At 66.0% G+C, this 21,485-nt stretch carries 22 protein-coding genes, 5 tRNA genes and 1 pseudogene; 15 read left to right on the forward strand and 13 right to left on the reverse strand.

Going from position 1 to position 21,485, the window contains the following annotated elements; genetic code table 11:
• Both QZ951_RS15470 and dapA read right to left on the reverse strand, forming a co-directional pair.
• A pseudogene (locus QZ951_RS15470) lies at nt 1-239 on the reverse strand (hypothetical protein); the annotation flags it as partial.
• Complete coding sequence (gene dapA / locus QZ951_RS15475; RefSeq protein WP_293002161.1) at nt 239-1,117, reverse strand: 4-hydroxy-tetrahydrodipicolinate synthase; 879 nt, start codon at nt 1,115-1,117, stop codon at nt 239-241. The gene dapA and the pseudogene QZ951_RS15470, both read right to left, overlap by 1 nt.
• 124 nt (nt 1,118-1,241) lie before the next feature.
• Between dapA and QZ951_RS15480 the strand changes: the two genes are divergently transcribed.
• The 5 genes from QZ951_RS15480 to QZ951_RS15500 all read left to right on the forward strand — a co-directional run bounded on the left by QZ951_RS15480 (nt 1,242) and on the right by QZ951_RS15500 (nt 5,068).
• On the forward strand, nt 1,242-1,781 hold the full coding sequence (locus QZ951_RS15480) for an ACT domain-containing protein (RefSeq protein WP_293002163.1): 540 nt from the start codon (nt 1,242-1,244) through the stop codon (nt 1,779-1,781).
• 124 nt (nt 1,782-1,905) lie between these two features.
• A complete protein-coding gene (locus QZ951_RS15485) occupies nt 1,906-2,373 on the forward strand; it encodes a peroxiredoxin (RefSeq protein ID WP_293002165.1) in 468 nt (155 codons plus the stop codon).
• 91 nt (nt 2,374-2,464) lie between these two features.
• Nucleotides 2,465-3,907 (forward strand): PhoH family protein, encoded by a 1,443-nt coding sequence (locus QZ951_RS15490; protein ID WP_293002167.1) that lies wholly within the window; start codon nt 2,465-2,467, stop codon nt 3,905-3,907.
• A gap of 13 nt (nt 3,908-3,920) precedes the next feature.
• Nucleotides 3,921-4,253, forward strand: a complete 333-nt coding sequence (locus QZ951_RS15495; RefSeq protein WP_293002169.1) for a hypothetical protein — start codon at nt 3,921-3,923, stop codon at nt 4,251-4,253.
• Between the two features lie 50 nt (nt 4,254-4,303).
• Complete coding sequence (locus QZ951_RS15500; RefSeq protein ID WP_293002172.1) at nt 4,304-5,068, forward strand: TSUP family transporter; 765 nt, start codon at nt 4,304-4,306, stop codon at nt 5,066-5,068.
• A gap of 17 nt (nt 5,069-5,085) precedes the next feature.
• Here QZ951_RS15500 and epmA read toward each other — a convergent pair whose 3' ends face one another.
• A complete protein-coding gene (gene epmA / locus QZ951_RS15505; RefSeq protein WP_293002174.1) occupies nt 5,086-6,060 on the reverse strand; it encodes an EF-P lysine aminoacylase EpmA in 975 nt (324 codons plus the stop codon).
• A gap of 83 nt (nt 6,061-6,143) precedes the next feature.
• Here epmA and QZ951_RS15510 point away from each other — a divergent pair, with 83 nt between their 5' ends.
• The 3 genes from QZ951_RS15510 (at nt 6,144) to QZ951_RS15520 (ending at nt 7,523) form a co-directional block, all read left to right on the forward strand.
• Nucleotides 6,144-7,217, forward strand: coding sequence for a TraR/DksA C4-type zinc finger protein (locus QZ951_RS15510; protein ID WP_293002176.1), 1,074 nt, complete (start codon nt 6,144-6,146; stop codon nt 7,215-7,217).
• A gap of 100 nt (nt 7,218-7,317) precedes the next feature.
• A tRNA-Leu gene (locus QZ951_RS15515) sits at nt 7,318-7,404 on the forward strand.
• Between the two features lie 43 nt (nt 7,405-7,447).
• Nucleotides 7,448-7,523: transfer RNA gene (locus tag QZ951_RS15520), tRNA-Arg, on the forward strand.
• 87 nt (nt 7,524-7,610) lie between these two features.
• Here the strand turns inward: QZ951_RS15520 and QZ951_RS15525 are convergent.
• Entirely contained in the window at nt 7,611-8,048 is a 438-nt protein-coding gene (locus QZ951_RS15525) for a hypothetical protein (protein WP_293002179.1), read from the reverse strand.
• A gap of 185 nt (nt 8,049-8,233) precedes the next feature.
• Here QZ951_RS15525 and QZ951_RS15530 point away from each other — a divergent pair, with 185 nt between their 5' ends.
• Nucleotides 8,234-8,815 (forward strand): TetR/AcrR family transcriptional regulator, encoded by a 582-nt coding sequence (locus tag QZ951_RS15530; RefSeq protein ID WP_293002181.1) that lies wholly within the window; start codon nt 8,234-8,236, stop codon nt 8,813-8,815.
• Nucleotides 8,816-8,971: 156 nt separating this feature from the next.
• On the opposite strand, the gene ald is transcribed toward QZ951_RS15530, so the two are convergent.
• The gene (gene ald / locus QZ951_RS15535; RefSeq protein WP_293002182.1) at nt 8,972-10,111 is read right to left on the reverse strand and encodes an alanine dehydrogenase; all 1,140 of its coding nucleotides are present in this window, start codon (nt 10,109-10,111) and stop codon (nt 8,972-8,974) included.
• Between the two features lie 87 nt (nt 10,112-10,198).
• On the opposite strand from ald, the gene QZ951_RS15540 reads away from it, so the two are divergent.
• From QZ951_RS15540 to QZ951_RS15550, 3 genes are all read left to right on the forward strand, one after another.
• Nucleotides 10,199-10,552, forward strand: a complete 354-nt coding sequence (locus QZ951_RS15540; protein ID WP_293002184.1) for a hypothetical protein — start codon at nt 10,199-10,201, stop codon at nt 10,550-10,552.
• 55 nt (nt 10,553-10,607) lie between these two features.
• On the forward strand, nt 10,608-11,552 hold the full coding sequence (epsC, locus tag QZ951_RS15545) for a serine O-acetyltransferase EpsC (protein ID WP_366943945.1): 945 nt from the start codon (nt 10,608-10,610) through the stop codon (nt 11,550-11,552).
• Between the two features lie 79 nt (nt 11,553-11,631).
• Complete coding sequence (locus tag QZ951_RS15550; protein WP_293002188.1) at nt 11,632-12,003, forward strand: SET domain-containing protein; 372 nt, start codon at nt 11,632-11,634, stop codon at nt 12,001-12,003.
• Between the two features lie 21 nt (nt 12,004-12,024).
• Here QZ951_RS15550 and QZ951_RS15555 read toward each other — a convergent pair whose 3' ends face one another.
• Complete coding sequence (locus QZ951_RS15555) at nt 12,025-13,458, reverse strand: oligosaccharide flippase family protein (RefSeq protein WP_293002190.1); 1,434 nt, start codon at nt 13,456-13,458, stop codon at nt 12,025-12,027.
• Between the two features lie 90 nt (nt 13,459-13,548).
• Between QZ951_RS15555 and QZ951_RS15560 the strand changes: the two genes are divergently transcribed.
• The gene (locus QZ951_RS15560; protein ID WP_293002193.1) at nt 13,549-14,604 is read left to right on the forward strand and encodes a hypothetical protein; all 1,056 of its coding nucleotides are present in this window, start codon (nt 13,549-13,551) and stop codon (nt 14,602-14,604) included.
• A 62-nt stretch (nt 14,605-14,666) separates the two neighbouring features.
• Here the strand turns inward: QZ951_RS15560 and QZ951_RS15565 are convergent.
• The 5 genes from QZ951_RS15565 to uvrC form a co-directional block, all read right to left on the reverse strand.
• Nucleotides 14,667-14,742 (reverse strand) — tRNA-Gly (locus tag QZ951_RS15565).
• Between the two features lie 25 nt (nt 14,743-14,767).
• Nucleotides 14,768-14,841: transfer RNA gene (locus QZ951_RS15570), tRNA-Cys, on the reverse strand.
• A 100-nt stretch (nt 14,842-14,941) separates the two neighbouring features.
• Nucleotides 14,942-15,017: transfer RNA gene (locus tag QZ951_RS15575), tRNA-Gly, on the reverse strand.
• Between the two features lie 96 nt (nt 15,018-15,113).
• Complete coding sequence (gene pgsA / locus QZ951_RS15580) at nt 15,114-15,674, reverse strand: CDP-diacylglycerol--glycerol-3-phosphate 3-phosphatidyltransferase (RefSeq protein ID WP_293002195.1); 561 nt, start codon at nt 15,672-15,674, stop codon at nt 15,114-15,116.
• 104 nt (nt 15,675-15,778) lie between these two features.
• Complete coding sequence (uvrC, locus tag QZ951_RS15585) at nt 15,779-17,599, reverse strand: excinuclease ABC subunit UvrC (RefSeq protein WP_293002197.1); 1,821 nt, start codon at nt 17,597-17,599, stop codon at nt 15,779-15,781.
• A 119-nt stretch (nt 17,600-17,718) separates the two neighbouring features.
• On the opposite strand from uvrC, the gene QZ951_RS15590 reads away from it, so the two are divergent.
• On the forward strand, nt 17,719-18,213 hold the full coding sequence (locus QZ951_RS15590) for a RidA family protein (protein WP_293002199.1): 495 nt from the start codon (nt 17,719-17,721) through the stop codon (nt 18,211-18,213).
• A gap of 122 nt (nt 18,214-18,335) precedes the next feature.
• On the forward strand, nt 18,336-19,136 hold the full coding sequence (locus QZ951_RS15595) for a DUF4198 domain-containing protein (RefSeq protein WP_293002201.1): 801 nt from the start codon (nt 18,336-18,338) through the stop codon (nt 19,134-19,136).
• 102 nt (nt 19,137-19,238) lie between these two features.
• Here the strand turns inward: QZ951_RS15595 and QZ951_RS15600 are convergent, their stop codons facing one another.
• On the reverse strand, nt 19,239-19,880 hold the full coding sequence (locus QZ951_RS15600; protein ID WP_293002203.1) for an SRPBCC family protein: 642 nt from the start codon (nt 19,878-19,880) through the stop codon (nt 19,239-19,241).
• A gap of 262 nt (nt 19,881-20,142) precedes the next feature.
• The gene (aceA, locus tag QZ951_RS15605; RefSeq protein ID WP_293002205.1) at nt 20,143-21,453 is read right to left on the reverse strand and encodes an isocitrate lyase; all 1,311 of its coding nucleotides are present in this window, start codon (nt 21,451-21,453) and stop codon (nt 20,143-20,145) included.
• Nucleotides 21,454-21,485: the final 32 nt, after the last annotated feature.

Here is a 21,485-nt window from a genome sequence, read left to right on the forward strand (position 1 = left end):
TTCTTGTTCTTGTTCGCAGGGTCCGGCGCGTAGAAGCCGTAGGTCAGGGATTGGGCCTTGGTTTCCGGCACCTTCAGCGCGGTGGACGGCGCCGGCAGCGTCATGCCTTCCGGCACGACGATCGGCGGGATCGACAAGGCGTTCTCGTACGGTTGCGGCTTGGCGCAGTAGCTGGTCGACGAGCAACCCGACAGCACAGCAACGGCGGCGATCAGGGCAAGCGGGCGAAACAGGGTCATCAAAGCGCTCCGGCCGCGCGCAGGGCTTCGCGCACGACTTCGCTGTAGTCGGAATTCAACGGAACCAGCGGCAGACGAATGCCACCGGCGATGCGGCCCATCTGTTCCAGCGCCCACTTCGCGGGAATTGGATTCGGGTCGACGAACAGGTGCTTGTGCAGCAGGGCCAGCTTGGCGTCGATGGCCGCCGCCTGCGCGGCATCGCCGGCGAGTGCGGCAACGCACAGCGCGTGCATCAGCTTCGGCGCGACATTGGCCGTCACCGAGATGTCGCCATGGAAGCCCAGCAGGATCGACTCGCGCGCCGTCGCGTCATCGCCGGTGTACAGCGCAAAGTCCTTCGGCAGGCCGAGCGCCAGCAGCTCGCGCACGCGGCTGAGGTCGCCCTTGGCTTCCTTGATGCCGACGATGTTCGGAATCGTCGCCAGCCGGGCGACGGTCGCCGGCAGCATGTCGCAGCCGGTGCGGCCGGGCACGTTGTACAGCACGATCGGGATCGCGACCGCTTCGGCAATCGCCTTGAAATGGCGATACAGGCCTTCCTGCGGCGGCTTGTTGTAATACGGGGTGACGATCAGGGCGGCATCGGCGCCGGCGGCTTTCGCGAGCTGCGTCAGCTCGATCGCTTCGGCGGTCGAATTCGCACCGGTGCCCGCGAGCACGGGGATGCGCTTGCCCGAGACCTCGACCACTTTCCGGACGACGGCGATGTGTTCCTCGACGTTCAAGGTCGCCGATTCGCCGGTAGTGCCGACCGCGACGATGGCATCGGTGCCTTCGGCGATGTGCCATTCGACGAGCGCGGCGAGTGCGTCGAAATCGACGTCGCCGGCTGGCGTCATCGGCGTGACGATCGCGACTATGCTGCCCTTGATCATGCGGAATTGGGTGCGGGTGGCTAAACTGCGATTATAACGGAACGAAGACGGCGGCCCTCCGGGTGCGCCGGACGCTTCGAAACCTACAGACTCCGGATTCCCGCACCCGTTCCCTTCGCGCTCAATGGCCGTCCCAGAAAACCTGCTGTCGATCTCCGTACTCGGTCAACCACGCCCGCAGCTGGCGCTGGAACTGTTCAAGGCCATCCGCGAGCGCGGTGGCGAAGTCGAGGATTGCCGCATTGCACCAATCGGCGATCGGCTGACCGCCAATCTCGTGGTGTCCGGCAACTGGAGCGCGCTCGGCCGGCTCGAAACCGCACTGCCCGGGATTGCCGAAAAGCTCGAGCTGCAGGTGCGTTTCCAGCGCTGCAACATGCGCGAGCAGAACCCGGAGTTCCGGCCTTACGCGGCTGACGTTATCGCCCCGCAGCAGCCGGATCTGCTGGTGCATCTGCTCGAGTTCTTCCACAGCCAGGACGTGCAGGTGGCGGAGATGTCGACGCAGAAATACCAGTCGACCCACACCGGCGCCGGCATGGTCAGCGTGCAGATGGTGCTGCATGTGCCGGTCAACCAGCATCCGCAGGCGCTGCGCGAATCGTTCATGGATCTCTGCGACGATCTGAACGCCGACGGCATGCTGGACCCGATCAAGAGCTGACGGCAGTCGCTGGCAGCCGTATCGGCAAGGCGTGAATCTTGCGGTCTTGAACCTGCAAACCGGCTGTAGTCTGATCGTCAGCAGACTCCCACCCGCTTTTTCGAACCTCACGAGGACCCGCTGCATGAGCCTGACGATTGGCGACAAGCTGCCCGACCTGACCGTAGCCGCCAGCGGCGGCAAGACGATCCAGCTGGCAAAGGATTTCAAGGGCAAGAAACTCGTCGTTTACTTCTATCCGAAGGACAACACGCCCGGCTGCACGGTGGAGGGTCAGGAATTCACCGCGCTGTATGCCGAGTTCGTGAAGGCCGGCGCCGATATCGTCGGCGTGTCGAAGGACAGCGTGAAATCGCACGACAACTTCTGCGCCAAGTTCGGCTTCCCGTTCACCTTGCTGTCCGATGGTGACGAAGCCGTGTGCAATGCCTTCGGCGCGATCGTCGAGAAGAGCATGTACGGCAAGAAGTACATGGGCATCGACCGCTGCACCTTCGTGTTCGATACATCAGGCAAGCTGGCCAAGGACTGGCGCAAGGTTTCGGCCAAGGGCCATGCCGCCGAAGTGCTGGAGGCGGTCAAGGCCCTCTGACGCCCTTGCTCGCCGTCATTCCCCACGTGTCTCCTGAGCCGGCGCGCAGTCACCTGCGCGTCGGCTCGTCTGTTTTTCATTCCGGAAATCGATGAAAAAGAAGATCTTCGTGCTCGACACCAATGTCCTGATGCACGACCCGAGCTGCCTGTTCCGCTTCGAGGAACACGACATCTACATCCCGATGGTCGTGCTCGAGGAACTCGACAACGGCAAGAAAGGCACGTCGGAAACCTCGCGCAACGTGCGTCAGGTCAGCCGCTTCCTCGACAGCCTGATGCATGGCAAGGACCACGCGCAGATCGAGAAGGGCATTCCGCTGCCAACCACCCTGAACAAGGGGCCGAACGGCAACGGGAACGGTCACGCCAACGGCGGCACGCCGACTGCGCCTGCCACCGGCCGGCTGTTCTTCCAGACCCGGCCGTCGGCGGCCTCGCTGCCGGAAATGCTGCCGGGCAACAAGCCGGACAACAACATCCTGCTGGCGGCACTCGCGATCCAGACGCAGCATCCGTCGCGGCCGATCACCCTGGTGTCGAAGGACATCAACCTGCGGATCAAGGCGGCGATCGTCGGCGTCCACACCGAGGACTACCACAACGATCAGGTGCTGGACGACCTCGATCTGCTGTACTCGGGCTACGCCAAGCTGCCGGATGACTTCTGGACCACGCATGGCGAGAAGATGGACAGCTGGCAGGATGATCGCGGCCGTGCCTGCTACAAGGTGACCGGCCCGAAGGTCAAGGAATGGCATGTCAACGAATTCCTGTACCTGCCGGACGATGTCGAGCGCGGCCTCGAACTGACCGTTCAGGCGCTCGATGGCGACAGCGCCAAGCTCCATGTCATCCGCGACTATCGCGCCGGCAAGACGCCGGTCTGGGGCATCCATGCCAAGAACCGCGAACAGAACTTCGCGCTGAACCTGCTGCTCGATCCGGACGTGGATTTCGTCACGCTGCTCGGCGCCGCCGGCACCGGCAAGACCCTGCTGGCACTGGCCGCGGGCCTCGCGCAGACGCTCGACGAGCCGCGCTATCGCGAGATCATCATGACCCGCGTCACCGTGCCGCTCGGTGACGACATCGGCTTCCTGCCGGGCACCGAGGAAGAGAAGATGACGCCGTGGATGGGCGCGCTGATGGACAACCTCGAAGTGCTGACCCAGACCAGCAACGCCGGTGACTGGGAACGCGCGGCGACCAACGATCTGCTGAGCAAGCGGATCAAGATCCGCAGCCTGAACTTCATGCGCGGCCGCACCTTCCTGAATCGCTTCATCATCATCGACGAAGCGCAGAACCTGACCTCGAAGCAGATGAAGGCGCTGATCACGCGCTGCGGTCCGGGCTCGAAGATCGTCTGCCTCGGCAACCTGACCCAGATCGATACCCCTTACCTGTCGGAAACCACGTCCGGCCTGACCTACGTCGTCGACCGTTTCCGTGGCTGGCCGCACGGCGGCCACGTGACCCTGGCGCGCGGAGAGCGCTCGCGCCTTGCCGCTTTCGCGTCCGACACTCTCTGAGAAGGAACAAACAATGCTCAAAGGACTCGCCCGCGGCGTCAAAGACGGCGCCATCGGAATGGCCCTGAAGGCCTACGTCAACGACAAGCTCAGCGACTACGGCGAGGTGATCGACTGCACCGTCGATACCGGCGTCAACCGGGTCACCGCACGCGCCATGCTCAAGGGCGAACGCGATGCCGTCACCGTGACCGTCGAGCGCTACGAGATCGAAGCCGAAGGCGAAGTGCGCTTCATCAGCCTGAAGCAGTTCTCGTCGTCCCGCGCCTGGCTGACCCTGCTGCTGAACAAGCTGCTGTCCGGCAAGCGCTACAAGCTGCCGAGCACCGTCAGCAAGATGCTCTGAGCGCAGGCCGCGCGCATCACGTGCCGGACTTCCCTGCCCTTGCCGATCTGTTGACGCCGACCCTGGCCGCGCTGTGCGGCTTCGCGTTCCTCGCCGGCTTCATCGATTCGGTGGTCGGCGGCGGGGGTTTGATCCAGATCCCCGCGATGTTCGTGCTGATGCCCGGCGTGCCGCCGGCGGCGATCCTCGGCACCAACAAGTTCGCCGCGATCTGGGGCACGGCGAGCGCGACGATCCAGTACGCGCGCAAGGTGCCGATGCCGTGGTCGGTGGTGCTGCCCGCCGGCGTGGTCGCCGCCGGCGCATCATTCCTGGGTGCGCGCACCGTGAGCCTGATCGGCAACGCGCAGCTCAAGCCGCTGATCCTCGTGATGATGATCGCGGTGCTGGCGTACACACTGTGGAAGAAGGACTTCGGCAAGCTGCACGCGCCGAAGCTGAACCCGCGCCAGCAGTTGCTGACGGGGCTCGCCGTCGGTGCGGTCATCGGTTTCTACGACGGCTTCTTCGGCCCCGGCACCGGCAGTTTCCTGATCTTCGCGTTCGTGGGCCTGTTCGGCTTCAGCTTCCTCGTCGCCTCGGCATCGGCGAAGGCCGTGAATTCGATCACCAACTTCGCCGCGCTCACCTACTTCGTGGCCAGCGGCAGCGTGCTGTACGCGTATGCCATCCCGATGGCTGCGTTCAACGTCGGCGGCTCGCTGATCGGCTCCCGACTCGCGATCGCCAAGGGCAGCGGCTTCGTCCGCGTCCTGTTCGTCGTCGTTGTCACCGCGCTGATCGGCAGTTTTGCACGGGACATCCTGAACCACTGAACGGCGTGCCGAGCCGGTCAGGCGCGTTCGTCGTCAAAGGCCAGCGTGTCGCCGATGTGCGGCAGGCCCAGCGTCAGCATCAGCAGCCGGTCCAGCCCGACCGCGACGCCGGCACAGTCCGGAAGTCCATGCCGCATCGCCGCGATCAGTCGCGCGTCATACGGTGGCGCCACGCGCTGCGCGTGCGCGCGCCGTGCACGATCCGACTCGAAGCGTCGCTGCTGTTCGTCGGCATCGGTGAGTTCATGGAAGCCGTTCGCCAGTTCGATGCCGCGCCAGAACAGCTCGAACCGCTCGGCAACCGGTGGATCGTCCTGCCGGATGCGCGCGAGCGCCGCCTGCGAAGCCGGAAAGTCGTGCAGGAATTCGGGCGTATCGCGGCCGAGCTGCGGGCCGACAACATGGCTCATCAGCAGATCGAGCAGGAAGTCGCGGCGCACCGACTCGGCGGCGATCGCAGGATCGGGCATGTCCGGCAGCGGACCGATCGCGCGCCGGCACGCTGCCTCCAGATCGACGATCGACGCCACATGCGGATCGAGCCCCGCAAGACGCGCGAAGGCCTCGCGGTAGGTCGATCGCCGGCAAGCTTCCGTGGTGACCGACAGCGCCTGCAGCAGCGCCTCGCACTCGTTCATCAGCGCATGGTGGTCCCAGCCCGGCCGATACCACTCCAGCATCGTGAACTCGGGGTTGTGATGACGCCCCTGCTCGTCGATGCGGAACACGCGCGCGATCTGGAAGATCGGACCGCTGCCGGCTGCGAGCAGGCGCTTCATCGGGAACTCGGGCGAGGTCTGCAGCCAGCGCTCGCCGTGGGTCGTGAAGCTGTCGATCTGAGGATCGACGGTGGCGCCGCGGGACAGGATCGGCGTCTCGACTTCGAGCACGCCGCGAGCCTCGAAAAATGACCTGAGCTGTCGGAAAAAATCGGCTCTCCGCCGCAGCGTTTCGAAGCTGGCGCGAGGCTGCCACAGCGTGTCGCGATTCATTGACGCATATCAGGTGCAGTGCTATAACGCGACGATATCGGACGCTGCAATTGACATTGCATTTTCCGGCCGATTCTACTCACATGTACGTGAAGAGGGAGACCCCTGGTGGCGACCAAGAAGACGGCGGCAAAATCCAAGCCCGCAACGAAACCGGCAGCGAAAGCCAAGCCCTCCAAGGCAGCACCGAAGAAGGCTCCCGCGAAGGCAGCCACCAAGTCCTCCGTCAAGAAGGCCGCAGTCAAGAAGGCCGTCGCCAAGAAGGCGGCACCAGCCAAGAAGGCCGTCGCCAAGAAAGCCGTAGCGAAGAAGGCACCGGCCAAGAAGGCCGCTGCCAAGAAAGTCGCTGCGAAGGCGGCGCCGGCGAAGAAGGCCGTCGTCAAGAAAGCAGCCGCCAAGAAAGCGGTGGTCAAGAAGGCAGTTCCGGCCAAGACGGCCGTTGCCAAGAAGGCCATCGTGAAGGCGGCGCCGAAGCCGGCCGCGAAGCCGGCTGCCGTCGAAAAAAAAAAGCAGTCAGTAGCACCCGCGCCGTCGCCGACACCAGTCCCGCCGCCGCCCCCAGCGCCGGAACCGGCGCTGCAGTCCCCAACTCCGGAGTCGCCATCGCTGTCCCCGGAAGCCCCCCCAGCAACCGAGCCGTCGCCGTAAAAACTTCAACCAGCAAACAGGCGGTCACGCCGCCGTCCGACAAAGCCGCACGCCCTCCACGTGCTCCCCGTTCTTCTGCTGCTACGCTGAGCAATGTTGCAAACTTGACCGATGACGACATCCGCGCGATGTCGGAAGACGACTACATGAATGACGTGCAGGTGGAATTCTTCCGCCTGAGGCTGCTCAAGATGCGCGAAGAAGTGTTCGCGCGAGAGCTCGACGTCAAGGAACGCCTCCATCAGCGCGAGGTGTTCGCCGACCCCGCCGACCGTGCCACCGCCGAAGAAGAGCATTGGCTCGATTTGCGGCTGCGCGAACGCGAGTCGATGCTGCTGCGCAAGATCGAGGAATCGCTGCGCCGTATCCGCGACAAGGAATATGGCTACTGCACCAAGACCGGCGAGGCCATCGGCATCCCGCGCCTGCTCGCTCGCCCGACCGCCAGCGTCTGCGTCGACGTGAAGGGTCAGGACGAAAAGGTCGAGACGCACTTCCGCGACCGCTGATCGACGCGTTCTTTCGGCAACCTGCGGTTCCGACGGCGATGTTCCAGACAGGAACATCGCCGTCTTTCGTTGCGGACCCCTGCGCTACAATGCGGGCGCTGCGCCCGTGGCGAAATTGGTAGACGCATGAGACTTAAAATCTCCCGCCTTCGCAGGCGTGCCGGTTCGATTCCGGCCGGGCGTACCACCCCGACGCGCCATGCCGCGCTTCGGACCCTCAGCATTCCATCGCCCCGGTAGCTCAGTGGATAGAGCGACCGCCTCCTAAGCGGTAGGTCGCAGGTTCAACTCCTGCCCGGGGCACCAAATCCGTCCTTCGTTTGTGTGGGCGTTCGATGTCACTGCCGCCGATGGTTCGAGCGCGCGGTGATCGTCGTTTCGCGACGACTGCCTTCAGCCCCAGCGAAAGTGGAACTCGGCATCGGTCGGCTTCGGCGCGGCACGGTCGGCGTCGCGGGTCACGGTGACGGCGATGAACGCAAGACCATCGGCCAGCAACAGGGTTTTCAGCGCCGGCGCGTACAGGCCGCCAGCCCCCGCAAACGGCCAGACCGTGAACCAGGCGACCAGCCCGACCAGCAGCACGGTGGCCAACGCGATCCAGCGTGCGGTCGACGACAGGAACGCAGCGCCGATCGCGAACAGGCCCAGCGAGAGAAGCGCGCCGCCATGGCTAAGCGCCAGCGATGCGATGGCCTCGGCCGACAGGCGCGCAACGCCGAGGTCATGCGCGAAAACATCGGGCGCCGACCAGATCCGCGCACCCAGGATCATCAGGCTCAGTCCTGACAGCAACAACGCCGAAAACGACACGACATTCACGGTTTTCATCGTTCCTCTCCCACCTTGTTCCTTGTGACTCTGGCCGGACCGCCGGCCCCGTCTTGCTGCACCAGTTTCGGAAAAATTCCGTTTCCGGCTACACTATGGCATTCACCATACTATGGTGACCACCCTACATAATCGCCGACGACGATGCAAATGCCGTTCGTCAGCCGGCATCGGAGGAGATCGACATGGTCAGAACCAGCAATGCCCGTCAGGACGCGATCGAGGCCGCCGTCCGACTGTTCCGCACGCAGGGCTATTCGGCGACCGGGCTGACACAGTTGCTGGAAGAAAGTGGCGCGCCGAAAGGCTCGTTCTACTTCCACTTCCCGGGCGGCAAGGAACAGCTCGCACTGGAGGCGCTGCAGGTCTTCGGTGCCGAAGTGCGGGGACGCATCGAGCGCCGGGCGAGCGAGCTGGCGCAAGATCCGGCCGCATTCATTCACGCCATGTTCGATGCCACTGCGCGGGAACTGGAGAAAAGCGATTACACCGCCGGCTGCGTGGCCTCGAATCTCGGCGGCGAGCTGTCATCGGGCAACCGGCCGATCGCCGATGCGGTGACTGCGGTCATCCAGAGCTGGGTCGAGGCGATTGCCGATGGCCTGCAGTCGCGCTTCGAGACCCGGGAGGCGGCAGTCGCATTCGCCTCCACGGTCATGGCCTCGCTCAGCGGCATGCGCACGATGGCGCGTGCCCAGCGCTCGACGGCAATGTTCACCGCCATCGCCAACGTGCTGGTGGCAGGGCTGCCGCCGGCTCGACCGTAGCGCGCTTCAGCCTTCGAGCGGCGATGCGCTGGCGAGCCGATCAGGCGATCAGCAGATGACGTTTGCTCGCGCTGAACAGGTTGACCCTGCGCTGCCGAAGCGCAAGGCCTTGGACGCTGCCGGTCGAGGCTGACCGGACAGTGCCCCATCAGGCGATCAGTGATCGCTCGGTGCCCACCACGGCTTCAGCGCTTCGCTGGTCGACTGATAGTCATGGCCCAGCGCTTCCGCCACCGCCTTGTAGGTGACGCGGCCGAGATGCACGTTCAGGCCCTCGCGCAGGTTCGGATCGTCCAGCAGCGCGCGCTTGTAGCCCTTGTCGGCCAGCGCCAGCGCGAACGGCAGCGTGGCGTTGGTCAGTGCGAACGTCGACGTGCGAGCGACGCCGCCCGGCATGTTCGCCACACAGTAATGCACCACGCCTTCCTCGACGTAAGTCGGATTCTGGTGGGTGGTCGCGCGCGAAGTTTCGAAGCAGCCGCCCTGGTCGATCGCGACATCGACGATCACGGCACCCGGCTTCATCCGCTTGAGCATCGCGCGCGTCACCAGCTTCGGCGCAGCCGCACCCGGCACCAGCACGGCACCGATGACCAGATCGGCATGGATCACTGCGGTTTCCAGCGCATCGGCCGTCGAGTACAGCGTGGTCAGGCGACCGTCGAACGTGGTGTCGAGCCAGGCCAGACGCGGCAGCGAGCGATCGAGGATCGTCACCCGCGCGCCCATGCCCACCGCAAGCCGCGCCGCGTTGTAGCCGACGACACCGCCGCCGATCACCACGACATCGGCCGGGGCCACGCCGGGCACGCCGCCCAGCAGCACGCCGGTGCCGCCCTGTGCCTTCTCCAGCGCATGGGCGCCGGCCTGGATCGACATGCGGCCGGCGACTTCGCTCATCGGCGCCAGCAGCGGCAGACCGCCCCGGCCATCGGTGACCGTTTCGTAGGCGATGGCGACGCAGCCGCTGTCGATCAGGCCCTGGGTCTGCGCCGGATCGGGCGCCAGATGCAGATAGGTGAACAGCACCTGCCCCTCGCGCAGCATCGCGCACTCGACCGGCTGCGGTTCCTTGACCTTGATCACCATCTCGCTGCGGGCAAAGATCTCCGCGGCGGTGTCGACGATGCTGGCGCCGGCCGCGACGTACTGCGCATCGGCAATGCCGATGCCGAGACCGGCCGAGGCCTGGATCAGCACCTGGTGGCCGTGGGCCGTCAGTTCACGCACGCCGGCCGGCGTCAGTCCGACGCGGTACTCATGAACCTTGATTTCTTTCGGGACGCCAATCAGCATGGGCTGCTCCTGGATAAGCTGGATATGGGTCGAGTCTATCTCAGGATTCCGCAGCGGCCTGCTGCGCCTTGAGCCCCCTCAATCGTCATGCGCAGCAATATCCGACAGCAGTTCGCGCTGCTGTTCATCGCCGTCGGGATCGGTCTGGTCGGCTACGGCTGGTATCAGGAACGCCAGTTGCCGGTCTACACGCCGGACGATTTCGAGCTGGCGGCCGACCTCAACCTGAGCCTCGACCTGGCGCGCATGACCGCCGAACGGCAGCCGCCGCCGGAGAAGATTTCCGAGCTGCGCGCCGCGATCCGCGCCGATGTCGAAGCGAACGACCGGCGCAGGCACGATCTCGCGAGATCGTGGATGCAGACCGGGCTCGTGCTGATCGGCATGGGCATCGTGCAGACGCTGATCAGCCGCCGCTTCGCGACGCCGGCCCGGTCATGAGACTGCGGCTCCGCCTGCCGCCACCGTTGGAACCCCTGCCGGAAAGGCTTCGATGATGCCGTCACCCCCGAATCTGCCGCACTGGAATCTGGATCAGGTCGTCGCCGGCCTGCGCCAGCAACGCGAACGCTGGCGCGAAGCCCGGCACCGCAGTCTCGACTCCGGCGGCCGCGAGTTTCCGGTGCGCGAACAGGTGGCGGCGATCATGACGTCGCTGTGCGGCGCGCTGTTCCCGATGCGCCTCGGCCCGCCGGAGCTGCGTCAGGAGACGGAGGACTACTACGTCGGCCATACGCTCGATACCGCACTGAACGCGCTGTATGCGCAGGTCGTGCTGGAACTGAGCTACACCGCGCGCCAGCAGGGCCAGCCGGAAGACACCGTCGTGCCGCGTGCCACCGCGATCGTCAATGCCTTCGCCAGCTATCTGCCGAAGGCGCGCGAGCTGCTCGATTCCGATGTCGAGGCGGCCTTCCATGGCGATCCGGCCGCGCGCAGCGTCGACGAGGTGCTGCTGTGCTATCCCGGCGTGATCGCGGTCATTTACCACCGCCTCGCCCACCAGCTGTACAAGCTCGACGTGCCGCTGCTGGCGCGGATCATCGCCGAGCTGTCGCACTCGGCCACCGGCATCGACATCCACCCGGGGGCGACGATCGGCAGCCGCTTCTTCATCGACCACGGCACTGGGGTGGTCATCGGCGAAACCGCCGTCATCGGCGAGCGCGTGCGGCTGTACCAGCAGGTGACGCTCGGCGCCAAGCGCTTCGCCGCCAACGAGGACGGCAGCCTGATCAAGGGCCAGCCGCGGCATCCGATCGTCGAGGACGACGTCGTGATCTATGCCGGCGCCACGATTCTCGGCCGCGTCACCATCGGAAAGGGTTCGAGCATCGGCGGCAACGTCTGGCTGACGCGCAGCGTGCCACCGGGCAGCAACATCACGCAGGCACAGTCCGAACAGCATGCCGTGACGGCACCGGTTGCCGCAGGCTTCTGAACGGCTCGCGATCGACCCTCCTGCCAGTGGCTGTCCCGAGGTTCCACCGAGTCACCGACACGCTGACTGAGGAGTCCGCATGTTTCTCGTGCCCACGTATCTTGCGCAGAGCCGCATCCATGGTCTCGGCGTGTTCACGCCGGTGGCGATTCCGGCCGGCACCGTCGTCTGGGACCTGAATCCCGAGATCGACTGGGCGATTCCGCCGGAGGCGCTCGCGCAGTTCCCGGAGCCGTTCCGGACGCGCATCCGGCACTACTGCTATCTGAATGTCGATGGCGTCTACATGTTCTGCGGCGACAACGGCAAGTTCATGAATCACGAGAACGCGCCGAACTGCTTCGAGGACGACACCCGGACGATTGCCGCGCGCGACATTGCCGCCGGCGAGGAACTGACCTGCGACTACCGGGCGTTCGAACACGAGCCGCAGCCGCACGATCTGGGCTGAGCCGCCGCGCGGTCGCAGCGCTCAGCGCCGCCGCAGCGACGCCAGCAGTGCCCTCGCCTTGTCGCGCTGGAACAGCCACACGGCCAGCCCGTAGGTGACGGCCCCGCCCACGATCTGCGCCGCCAGCAGCGCGCCCGGCGCCAGCGACGACCACGACGCCAGCAGCAGCACTGGCGCGGCCATTGTCAGCGCCAGCAGCAGCGGCACGCCGTTCGCGGCGAGCATCGTCGACAGCTGCAGCCCGAACGCCCGGCGTCCGATCAGGCTGACGTAGACGACATCGAGCGGCCAGGCCAGCAGGCGCGCCAGCCCGATCGCGAGCGGCCCGAGCGGTGCCAGCAACAGCAGCAGGCCCGAGGTCGCCACCAGTTCCAGCACGCCGGACGCCACGCCGACCCCGGCCCGCCCGGTCGCCGCGAGTCCGCTGTGCACGAAGTTGCCGGCGCCGCCGATGCCGGTGGCCAGCGCTAGCAGCATTGCGATCGGCGCGGCAGGCGCCCAGGCCGGCCCGGCAATGACGAGGATGATCGTCGGCGCGGTCAGGGCCAGTCCGACGAACACCGGCTGCAGCAGCAGCGCGGTCTGGCCGACGGTCTGCTCGACCGCCACCCGCAGCCGCTCCGGCTGCGCCTGCACGCGCGAGAAGAACGACATCGCGATGTTGTGGCCGATCGCGCCCGTCGCGCCGCGAATCGGCTCGACGATGCGGTTCGCCATGTTCAGGTAGCCGTTGCCGTCGAGCCCGAACAGCCGCGTCACCACGGTCTGGAACAGCGCGTCGCTCAGCGTTTCGAGGCTGCGTCCCAGCAGATGCAACCCGCCGAACGGCAGCAGCTCGCGCACGGCGGCGAGATCCGCCGTCGGTCGCAAGCGCACCGGGCAGCGCCACAGCATGATCAGCAGGTTCGTCGTACGCGCCGTCATCGGCACCGCAAGCAGCGCCCAGACACCGGCACCGCGCCATGCGGCGACGATGCCGGTGATCGTTCCGAGCGCCACGCCGAAGAAATTGCCGGCGGCGATGTCACCGAAGCGCCGATGCCGGCGCGCGACGGCGGTGACGATCGACAGCGGCCCGTCGACGAACAGCAGCAGGCTGCACATCGCCACCAACGGCAAGAGATCGGAGGCCACGCCGGTCACGCCGCGCAGCATCATGACGGCCGCGTTCAGGGCCGCGCACAGCCCGATGGCGATCACCAGCACGGCTGCGAGAGCGCCACCGAAATGCGCCTTGCGCACGATGCGGCGCTGGCTCAACGCTTCCTCGAACAGCGCCGTCGTGCTGGCCGACAGCACGCCGACATAGACCATCGTCAGCGCCGACAGGCCGAACAGCTCCGGCGCCAGCAGCCGTGTAAGCACCACGGTGCCGACGATCTGCAGCGAGAAGCGCCCGGCAGCATCGGCGCCGGACGACATCAGCCAGCGGAGGAGTCGAGTGCTACGCTTCATGGTGACGCGGGCCGGGCATCATGCCGCCGCGCGCAGGCCTTGCCTGCGCCGACGCCGTTCGCGATTTCCGGTTTTTTCGCCCCAGCATCGATGATCATTTTTCTGACGACGGCGGCTCACGGCTACACGATCAAGCGGTACCTGGAAGCCAGCGCCGCCTCGCTGCGCCGACAGGTCATGACGATGAGCTACGGCGAGTTCCTGAGCTGGCGGAAGCTGCCGGCTGGGCACTATATCTTCGCCGATGTCGACCGCCTCGACGCCGATGAAGCGGCCGCCGTGGCGCGCCGGATCGACCATCTGGCGGCCGCGTTGCCGAGCGCCGTCCGGCTGAACGATCCGCGCCGGCTGCTCGGCCGCCTCCAGCTGCTGAACGCGCTGCAGGCCGCGGGCATCAACGATTTCGGCGCGCGCCTGTCGACGGCCCCGATCGACGGCTTGCGCTATCCGGTGTTCGTCCGTCCGCTGATCGAGCACAAGGCCGGCCTGACGCCGCTGCTGCACGACGCAACCGAACTGCGCGCCGCGCTCGAGCGCCTGCGGCACGATGGCATCGACCTGTCGTCTTGTGTCACGACCGAGTTCATCGACGTCCGCAATGCCGACGGCCACTACGAGAAATACAGCGTACTGCGGATCGGCGATGTGTTCATCGCCTCCGACCATTCGATGAACGATCGCTGGATCGTCAAGGGCGAGGATGACGAAGCGGTGATCGCCGACGATCTTGCCCGCTGTCTCGCGTTCCAGCACGCGAACCCGCACGAGGCGCAGCTGCGGCCGATCTTCGATCGGGCCGGCGTCGACTACGGCCGCGTCGACTACGCGTTCGCGCGCGGGCGGCTGCAGGTGTTCGAGATCAATCCGAACCCGACGCTGTCGCCGGACTTTCACGGCGTCGGCGAATACCGGCGCTCGACCCGGCTCTACAACGCGATGATCGCCGACGGCCTGCGTGCGCTGCTGGCGAAGCCGGTCGGTGCCCGCGGCTGGCTGACCGTGGACGGGGCCGGCGGGGCCGAGCGCGTCGAAGCCGAAAGCCGCCTCCGGCAGCTCGTGCGGCGCTCGTTGCGGGCCATCGGCCTGCTGCGTTGGGAGCACGACTGCGCGCGCTGGCGGCAGGCGCTGACCGGGCGACGCGACTGAGCCGCGGCGAAGCGCAAAAACAGAAAACCCCGCGGCGGGCGGGGTCCTGTCGATCGACGAATTGGAGCGGGAAACGAGATTCGAACTCGCGACCTCAACCTTGGCAAGGTTGCGCTCTACCAGCTGAGCTATTCCCGCGTGACAACGCCAACTGCCTGAAATATGGAGGCTCGACCCGGAATTGAACCGAGGTACGGGGATTTGCAGTCCCCTGCATCACCACTCTGCCATCGAGCCTGCGTCGGCCGCCGGAGCGAACCGCTTGCAACACAAGGCACTTTCGAAGCCCTGAAGCGAAAAAACCTCGTCACTGAACGAGGTTTTCCAGTCGTCACGATGGAGCGGGAAACGAGATTCGAACTCGCGACCTCAACCTTGGCAAGGTTGCGCTCTACCAGCTGAGCTATTCCCGCACCGTGTTCCGAGGCGCGTATTCTAGTGGCTGAGGCCGATGTGTCAAGCGATTTCGGCCAGATCGGCGCCGGCATCCACCGGGTCGAAGCAGGCGCTCAAACGCTGTCGCGCATCAGCGGCCACGCCGCGCGCAGGTATACCACCATCGACCACAAGGTCAGCGCCGCTGCCGCGAACAGCAGGCCGTAGCCGAGGTCGTAGACCGGCACCGGGCCGATCGGCAGCTGCCACAGCATCAGGCTGATCGCGGTCATCTGGAACACGGTCTTGAGCTTGCCGACGACGTTGACCGCCACGCGGCGCCGCTCGCCCATCTCGGCCAGCCACTCGCGCAGCGCCGAGATCGTGATCTCCCGCCCGATGATGATCGCCACCAGCACGCCCATCAGCCCGGTCGAGTGATCGCGCAGCAGCATCACCAGCGCCACGGCCACCAGCAGCTTGTCGGCAACCGGGTCGAGGAACGCGCCGAAGTTCGAGGTCTGGTTCCAGCGTCGCGCCAGCCAGCCATCGAGCCAGTCGGTGATCGCGGCCGCGACGAACAGCAGCGCGGCAGCCTGCCGCGCGTGCTTCCAGTCGACGTAGAACAGGCCGAGCACGACCGGAATGACGGCGACACGTCCGAGTGTCAGCGCAGTGGGAAGATTGATCCGCATGGGGCGGCAGTTTCACGTTTCCGGCAGCCAGATTCCAGCACAACCCGCGCGAAATCTGGTTTTTCTTGCGGTGGATCGCCGAGGCGACCGATCGTGCCGCCGAATCAGTGGAAGTGCGCGTAGATCCGCTCGGCCAGCCGCCGGTTGATGCCCTCGACCTTCGCCAGTTCGTCGATGCCGGCGCGCTTGATCTGGCCCAGGCCACCGAGCGCGTTCAGCAGCGCGCGACGCCGGGTCGGCCCCAGGCCTTCGATCGCTTCCAGCCCCGAGGTCACGCGTGCCTTGTCGCGCCGTGCCCGATGGCCGGTGATCGCGAAGCGGTGCGCCTCGTCGCGGATGCGCTGGATCAGGTGCAGCGCCGGCGAGTCCGGCGGCAGCATGATCGGCTCGTCGCGCTCCGGCAGGATCAGCTGCTCGAGTCCGGGCTTGCGCGTCGGCCCCTTGGCGATCGCGACAATGCGCACGCCGTCAAACTCCAGCTCCTGCAGCGCCTCGATCGCCGACGACAGCTGCCCCGCCCCGCCATCGATGAACAGCACGTCCGGCACCTGCACCTCGCCGGTCTTGACGCGGGCAAAGCGCCGCGACACCGCCTGCTTGATCGCCGCGTAATCGTCGCCGGGCGTGATGCCTTCGATGTTGAACTTGCGGTACGCGATCTTCAGCGGCCCTTCCTCGTTGAACACCACGCACGAGGCCACCGGCAGCTCGCCCATCGAATGGCTGATGTCGAAGCATTCGAGCCGCCGCGGCAGGCGGTCGAGCTCCAGCGCGTCCTTCAGTTCGACCAGCCGCTTGTCCATGCTCGCAGCTTCGACCAGCTTGGTCGACAGCGCCTGGTTCGCCGTGTTGATCGCCATTTCCATCAGGCGCTGCTTCGGGCCGCGCTGCGGTTCGGTGATCTTGACCTTGCGCCCGGCTTTCGCGGCCAGCGTGTCCTCGATCCATTCGAGATCATCCGGCTGATGGCTGATCAGCACTTCCGGCGGCACCGGGCGCGCCAGGTAGTACTGGCTCAGGAAGCTGCCGAGCAGTTCCGGAATCTCGATGCCGTGCGGATGCTTCGGGAAGAAACTGCCGTGACCAAGGTTCAGGCCGTCACGCACCGAGGTGACGACGATGCAGCTCGCCGACGGATGCTGGGCCACGGCGATCACGTCGATCTCGTCCGCGCCACCGGTGATCGCGCGGTTCTCGCGAACGCGGGCGAGTGCCGCGATCTGGTCGCGCAGCTTGGCCGCACGCTCGAATTCCAGCGCTTCCGCCGCGGCTTCCATCTCGGTGCCGATTTCCTTGGCCAGCTCGTCGCCGCGGCCTTCGAGCAGGCGCACGGCGCGGTTGACGTCCAGCGCGTAATCCTCGGGCGAGATCATCTTCACGCACGGTGCCGAGCAGCGGCGAATCTGGTGCTGCAGGCAGGCGCGGCGGCGATTGGCGAAGAAAGTGTCGTTGCACGGCCGCAAGCGAAACAGCTTCTGCAGGGTGTACAGCGTCTCGCGCACGGCGGTGGCGCTCGGGAACGGCCCGAAGTAGCGCGCCTCGCCATCCTTGCCGCCGCGATGGAAGCCGATGCGGGGATAGTCGTGGCCGTTCGTGATCTTCACGAACGGGTAGCTCTTGTCGTCCCGCAGCGACACGTTGTAGCGCGGGTTCTGCTCCTTGATCAGCGTCGCTTCCAGCAGCAGCGCCTCGTCTTCCGTGTGCGTCAGCGAGACCTCGATGCGCGCGATCTGGTCGACCATCGACTCGATGCGCGGATTGCCGCTCGCCCGCAGGAAGTACGTCGACACGCGCTTCTTCAGGTTGCGCGCCTTGCCGACGTACAGCAGCTCGGAATCGGCGTCGTACATGCGGTAGACGCCGGGCGAGCTGGTCAGCTGCGACAGGAACGCCTTGGAATCGAAAGGGGCTGCGGGTTCACTCATCGCGCGAAGGATACCGACGTCGACCGCTTCGCGGCAGGCTTGACGACGCGTTCGCTCGGGCCACGTTTCACGGGTTAGGCTCAAGCGCGATCACGCCCATTCCCCGCGAGGATTCATCGATGAACAAGCGACGCTTGCACCGCCTGACGCTGCTCGGCCTCGGGGCCGCGTTGATTGTCGGACCCGCCGCGTGGGCGGCCGATTCGGCACCTGCGACAGCCGCCACCAAGCCCGAATTCCTGAACTCCGGGAAAGTGGTGCCGACCACCTTGCCGTTCTCCGAAGCGGTGCGCGTCGGCAACACGCTGTATCTGTCCGGTCAGGTCGGGCTGGTGCCGGGCACGCTGAAGCTGGTGCCGGGTGGCCTGAAGGAAGAGGCGCGTCAGACGATGGACAACATCAGAACCACGCTCGAAGCGCACGGTGCCGCGCTGACCGACGTCGTGAAATGCACGGTGTTCCTCGCCGATCTCGCCGAATGGGGCGCGTTCAACGACATCTACAAGACCTATTTCGCGGCTGGCCGATTCCCGGCGCGCAGCGCGCTCGGCGCGAACGGGCTCGCGTTCAATGCCCGGGTGGAAGTCGAATGCATCGCGGCGCTGCCGCGTTGATCAGGACCTGATCGGCGGCATTGGGCTGCATTGGGCTGCATCGGGCGGCGACGGCTGCATGTCGCTTGACGGTCGTCAAGACGAGTGTGGGACAAAACAAGTTTTTCGCTTACGCTTGCGGCATGAACCGATCCCTGCTCACCCTGATGCTGTCCGGTGCGCTCTGCAGCCCGGCAATCGCGCACGACTACTGGATCGAGGCCGTGCCGTCGCCTGCCGATCCCTCGATCACCGAGCTGCGCCTGCTGGTCGGCGAGTGCCTGAAGATCGAGGAACAGCGAGCGTTCCAGCCGGCGAAGACGGTTGCATTCACGGGCCATCGCGGCGACTCGAAGTCCGACCTCATCCCGCTGGCCACGCCGGACGCCACGCCGCTCGCCAGCCTGCCGTCCGCGCAGCAACCGGCCCTGATCGCGTTCGAGCGGAACTGGTCGTACATCGAGCTGAAGGCGAAGAAGTTCGAGGACTATCTGGACGACGAAGGCTTCAAGGCCGCGCTCGCCGAGCGTCGGCAGCGCAAGGAATCCGCCGCGCCGGGTCGCGAGCGCTACCGGCGTTATCTCAAGGCGCTGCTGCCGACGGGCGCGAATGACCCGGCCGCCACGGCCACGCTCGGCCAGAAGCTGGAACTGGTGCCGCTGCGCTCGCCGGGCGAAGCCAGCCGTGGCGACAGGATCCAGGTCCGGCTGCTGTTCGAGGGCCAGCCACTGGCCGGCGCGCCGGTCGAAATCTGTCAGCGCAGCTCGCCAACGAAGGTGCGCACGATCGCCGCCGAAACCAATGACGACGGCATCGCCAGCCTGCCGATCAAGGCCAGCGGCCTGACGCTGATCCGCGCCGTGCAGATGCGACGCGTCACCGACGGCGACGCGATGGCGGACTGGGAAAGCTACTGGACCAGCTACAGCTTCGTCGCCCGCTGAATCCCGGCCCCGACGAGGACAGGCCAGCGGACGGCTGCGAAAAGCCGGCCGCAAACCGGACGGCGGCCATGGCCGATCACGCCGCCAGCAGGCAACGCTCGGTCAGCTGGCGGGCGTGGCCGATGCCGTTCCATCGGCAGCCGGTGCCGGTTCGGCCACCGGCGACACCTCGGCAGGGGCCGACTCGGCGGGTGACGGCGGCACCTCCTTCGCCTTCGCTTCGGCCAGCGTCTTCAACCGCGACAGGCCGAGCACGTAATCCGGGCCGACCTGCTTGTCCATGAACAGCCCGAAGTAGCGGTTGACCGGATTGCTGCCGAGGTGCGAGTCCAGCGCCCAGGTCACGACCGAGCCGCTGCCATCCGGCGCAATGCGGTAGATCGCTTCGCTCGGCGTGTCCCAGTCGCCAAAGATCAGCTTGATGCGGATCTCGCTGTCCGGCGTGCTGGCAGTGATTTCCTGACTGCCGCTGCCGACTTCGCGATTGCCGGACCAGACGTATTTCGCGCCGACGCCGGACTCCGGCCCGCTGCGTTCGACCTTCATCGCCGGATCACGGTCCGCCCACGGCGACCACTGATCGAAATCCTTGAAATTGTTGAGGATGGCAAACACGACGGCGGGCGGTGCATCGATCGCTGCCTGACGCTCGACGTGCACTTCTTCCGACAGCAGGAACCCGATTCCAACCAGACCGACGATCAGCACCGCGACAAACGCCAGCACCCGAGTCAACAGACGCATTTCGCTCCTCCCATTTTGGTTCCTGCGGGGTCTGCTGCCCCGTGGCGCCGGACGCGCTGCCCGAGTGTACGCGTGAAGCTGAACCGGATGAATCACGCACTGCAGCATCGCTGACGCGGTGTCCGAACGAGCCTCGGCCACGAAAAAAGCCCCGAGGCGAGGCCTCGGGGCTTTCGGGATTCAGCGCCTGACCGATGACCGGGTCAGGCGATCATCCGAACACGGCAGCCACCTGACCGGGGTCAGGCCGCCGCCGTGATGATCAATGGAACTGTTCTTCTTCCGTCGACCCGGTGAGGGCCTTGACCGACGACGAACCGCCCTGGATCACGGTGGTGACATCGTCGAAGTAGCCGGTGCCGACTTCCTGCTGGTGCGACACGAAGGTGTAGCCCTGCTCGCGCGCGGCGAATTCCGGCTCCTGCACCATGTTCACGTAGTGCTTCATGCCTTCGCCCTGCGCGTAGGCCTGCGCGAACTGGAACGTGTTGTACCAGTTGATGTGGATGCCGGCGAGCGTGATGAACTGGTACTTGTAGCCGAGGTCCGACAGGTCCTGCTGGAACTTGGCGATCTGCTTGTCGTCCAGATTCTTCTTCCAGTTGAACGACGGCGAGCAGTTGTACGACAGCAGCTTGCCCGGGCAGGCCGCGTGCACGGCCTGCGCGAATTCGCGGGCGAAGCCGATGTCCGGCACGCCGGTTTCGCACCAGACCAGATCCGCGTACGGCGCGTAGGCGACGCCACGGCTGATCGCCTGCTCCAGACCGTTCTTGACGCGGAAGAAGCCTTCCTGCGTGCGCTCGCCGGTCAGGAACGGCTTGTCGTTGGCGTCGTAGTCCGAGGTGATCAGGTTGGCCGCTTCGGCGTCCGTACGGGCCAGCACGATGGTCGGCACGCCGAGCACGTCAGCCGCAAAACGGGCCGCGATCAGCTTCTCGACCGCTTCGCGGGTCGGCACCAGCACCTTGCCGCCCATGTGGCCGCACTTCTTGGCGGCAGCGAGCTGGTCTTCGAAGTGAACGCCGGCCGCGCCGGAGACGATCATGTTCTTCATCAGCTCGAAGGCGTTCAGCACGCCGCCGAAACCGGCTTCGGCGTCCGCCACGATCGGCAGGAAGTAGTCGATGAAGCCCTTGTCGCCGGGGCCGATGCCGCGGCTCCACTGGATTTCGTCGGCGCGGGTGAAGGTGTTGTTGATGCGGCGAACCATCGTCGGCACGGAGTCGTACGCGTACAGCGACTGGTCCGGGTACATGGTTTCGCTGGTGTTGCCGTCGGCGGCAACCTGCCAGCCCGAGAGGTAGACGGCTTCGAGACCGGCCTTCGCCTGCTGCATGGCCTGACCGGCGGTGATCGCGCCGAACGCGTTCACATAGCCCTTCTTGGCCTCGCCATTGACGAGCTTCCACAGCTTCTCGGCGCCACGCTTGGCCAGCGTGTGATCGATGGCCACGCTGCCACGCAGACGGACGACGTCAGCAGCGGAGTAACCGCGCTTGACAAGCTTCCAGCGGGGATTGGTCGCCCAATCGTGTTCAAGGGCCTTGATCTGGTCTTCACGGCTCGTCATTGCAGCTTCCTCTTGGGGTTTGACCCGGTTGG

The sequence above is a fragment of the Nevskia sp. genome, assembly GCF_021732705.1.
Classification (GTDB): Bacteria; Pseudomonadota; Gammaproteobacteria; order Nevskiales; family Nevskiaceae; genus Nevskia.

What these genes read in the sequence shown, in the direction of transcription:
- QZ951_RS15595 (WP_293002201.1), top strand. Translation starts at nt 18,336, where the DNA reads ATGAACCGATCCCTGCTCACCCTGATGCTGTCCGGTGCGCTCTGCAGC.
- QZ951_RS15590 (WP_293002199.1), top strand. Translation starts at nt 17,719, where the DNA reads ATGAACAAGCGACGCTTGCACCGCCTGACGCTGCTCGGCCTCGGGGCC.
- QZ951_RS15555 (WP_293002190.1), bottom strand. Translation starts at nt 13,458, where the DNA reads ATGAAGCGTAGCACTCGACTCCTCCGCTGGCTGATGTCGTCCGGCGCC.
- QZ951_RS15485 (WP_293002165.1), top strand. Translation starts at nt 1,906, where the DNA reads ATGAGCCTGACGATTGGCGACAAGCTGCCCGACCTGACCGTAGCCGCC.
- epmA (WP_293002174.1), bottom strand. Translation starts at nt 6,060, where the DNA reads ATGAATCGCGACACGCTGTGGCAGCCTCGCGCCAGCTTCGAAACGCTG.
- epsC (WP_366943945.1), top strand. Translation starts at nt 10,608, where the DNA reads ATGCCGTCACCCCCGAATCTGCCGCACTGGAATCTGGATCAGGTCGTC.
- aceA (WP_293002205.1), bottom strand. Translation starts at nt 21,453, where the DNA reads ATGACGAGCCGTGAAGACCAGATCAAGGCCCTTGAACACGATTGGGCG.
- QZ951_RS15550 (WP_293002188.1), top strand. Translation starts at nt 11,632, where the DNA reads ATGTTTCTCGTGCCCACGTATCTTGCGCAGAGCCGCATCCATGGTCTC.
- ald (WP_293002182.1), bottom strand. Translation starts at nt 10,111, where the DNA reads ATGCTGATTGGCGTCCCGAAAGAAATCAAGGTTCATGAGTACCGCGTC.
- QZ951_RS15600 (WP_293002203.1), bottom strand. Translation starts at nt 19,880, where the DNA reads ATGCGTCTGTTGACTCGGGTGCTGGCGTTTGTCGCGGTGCTGATCGTC.
- QZ951_RS15530 (WP_293002181.1), top strand. Translation starts at nt 8,234, where the DNA reads ATGGTCAGAACCAGCAATGCCCGTCAGGACGCGATCGAGGCCGCCGTC.
- pgsA (WP_293002195.1), bottom strand. Translation starts at nt 15,674, where the DNA reads ATGCGGATCAATCTTCCCACTGCGCTGACACTCGGACGTGTCGCCGTC.
- uvrC (WP_293002197.1), bottom strand. Translation starts at nt 17,599, where the DNA reads ATGAGTGAACCCGCAGCCCCTTTCGATTCCAAGGCGTTCCTGTCGCAG.
- dapA (WP_293002161.1), bottom strand. Translation starts at nt 1,117, where the DNA reads ATGATCAAGGGCAGCATAGTCGCGATCGTCACGCCGATGACGCCAGCC.
- QZ951_RS15525 (WP_293002179.1), bottom strand. Translation starts at nt 8,048, where the DNA reads ATGAAAACCGTGAATGTCGTGTCGTTTTCGGCGTTGTTGCTGTCAGGA.
- QZ951_RS15480 (WP_293002163.1), top strand. Translation starts at nt 1,242, where the DNA reads ATGGCCGTCCCAGAAAACCTGCTGTCGATCTCCGTACTCGGTCAACCA.
- QZ951_RS15560 (WP_293002193.1), top strand. Translation starts at nt 13,549, where the DNA reads ATGATCATTTTTCTGACGACGGCGGCTCACGGCTACACGATCAAGCGG.
- QZ951_RS15495 (WP_293002169.1), top strand. Translation starts at nt 3,921, where the DNA reads ATGCTCAAAGGACTCGCCCGCGGCGTCAAAGACGGCGCCATCGGAATG.
- QZ951_RS15510 (WP_293002176.1), top strand. Translation starts at nt 6,144, where the DNA reads ATGTACGTGAAGAGGGAGACCCCTGGTGGCGACCAAGAAGACGGCGGC.
- QZ951_RS15540 (WP_293002184.1), top strand. Translation starts at nt 10,199, where the DNA reads ATGCGCAGCAATATCCGACAGCAGTTCGCGCTGCTGTTCATCGCCGTC.
- QZ951_RS15490 (WP_293002167.1), top strand. Translation starts at nt 2,465, where the DNA reads ATGAAAAAGAAGATCTTCGTGCTCGACACCAATGTCCTGATGCACGAC.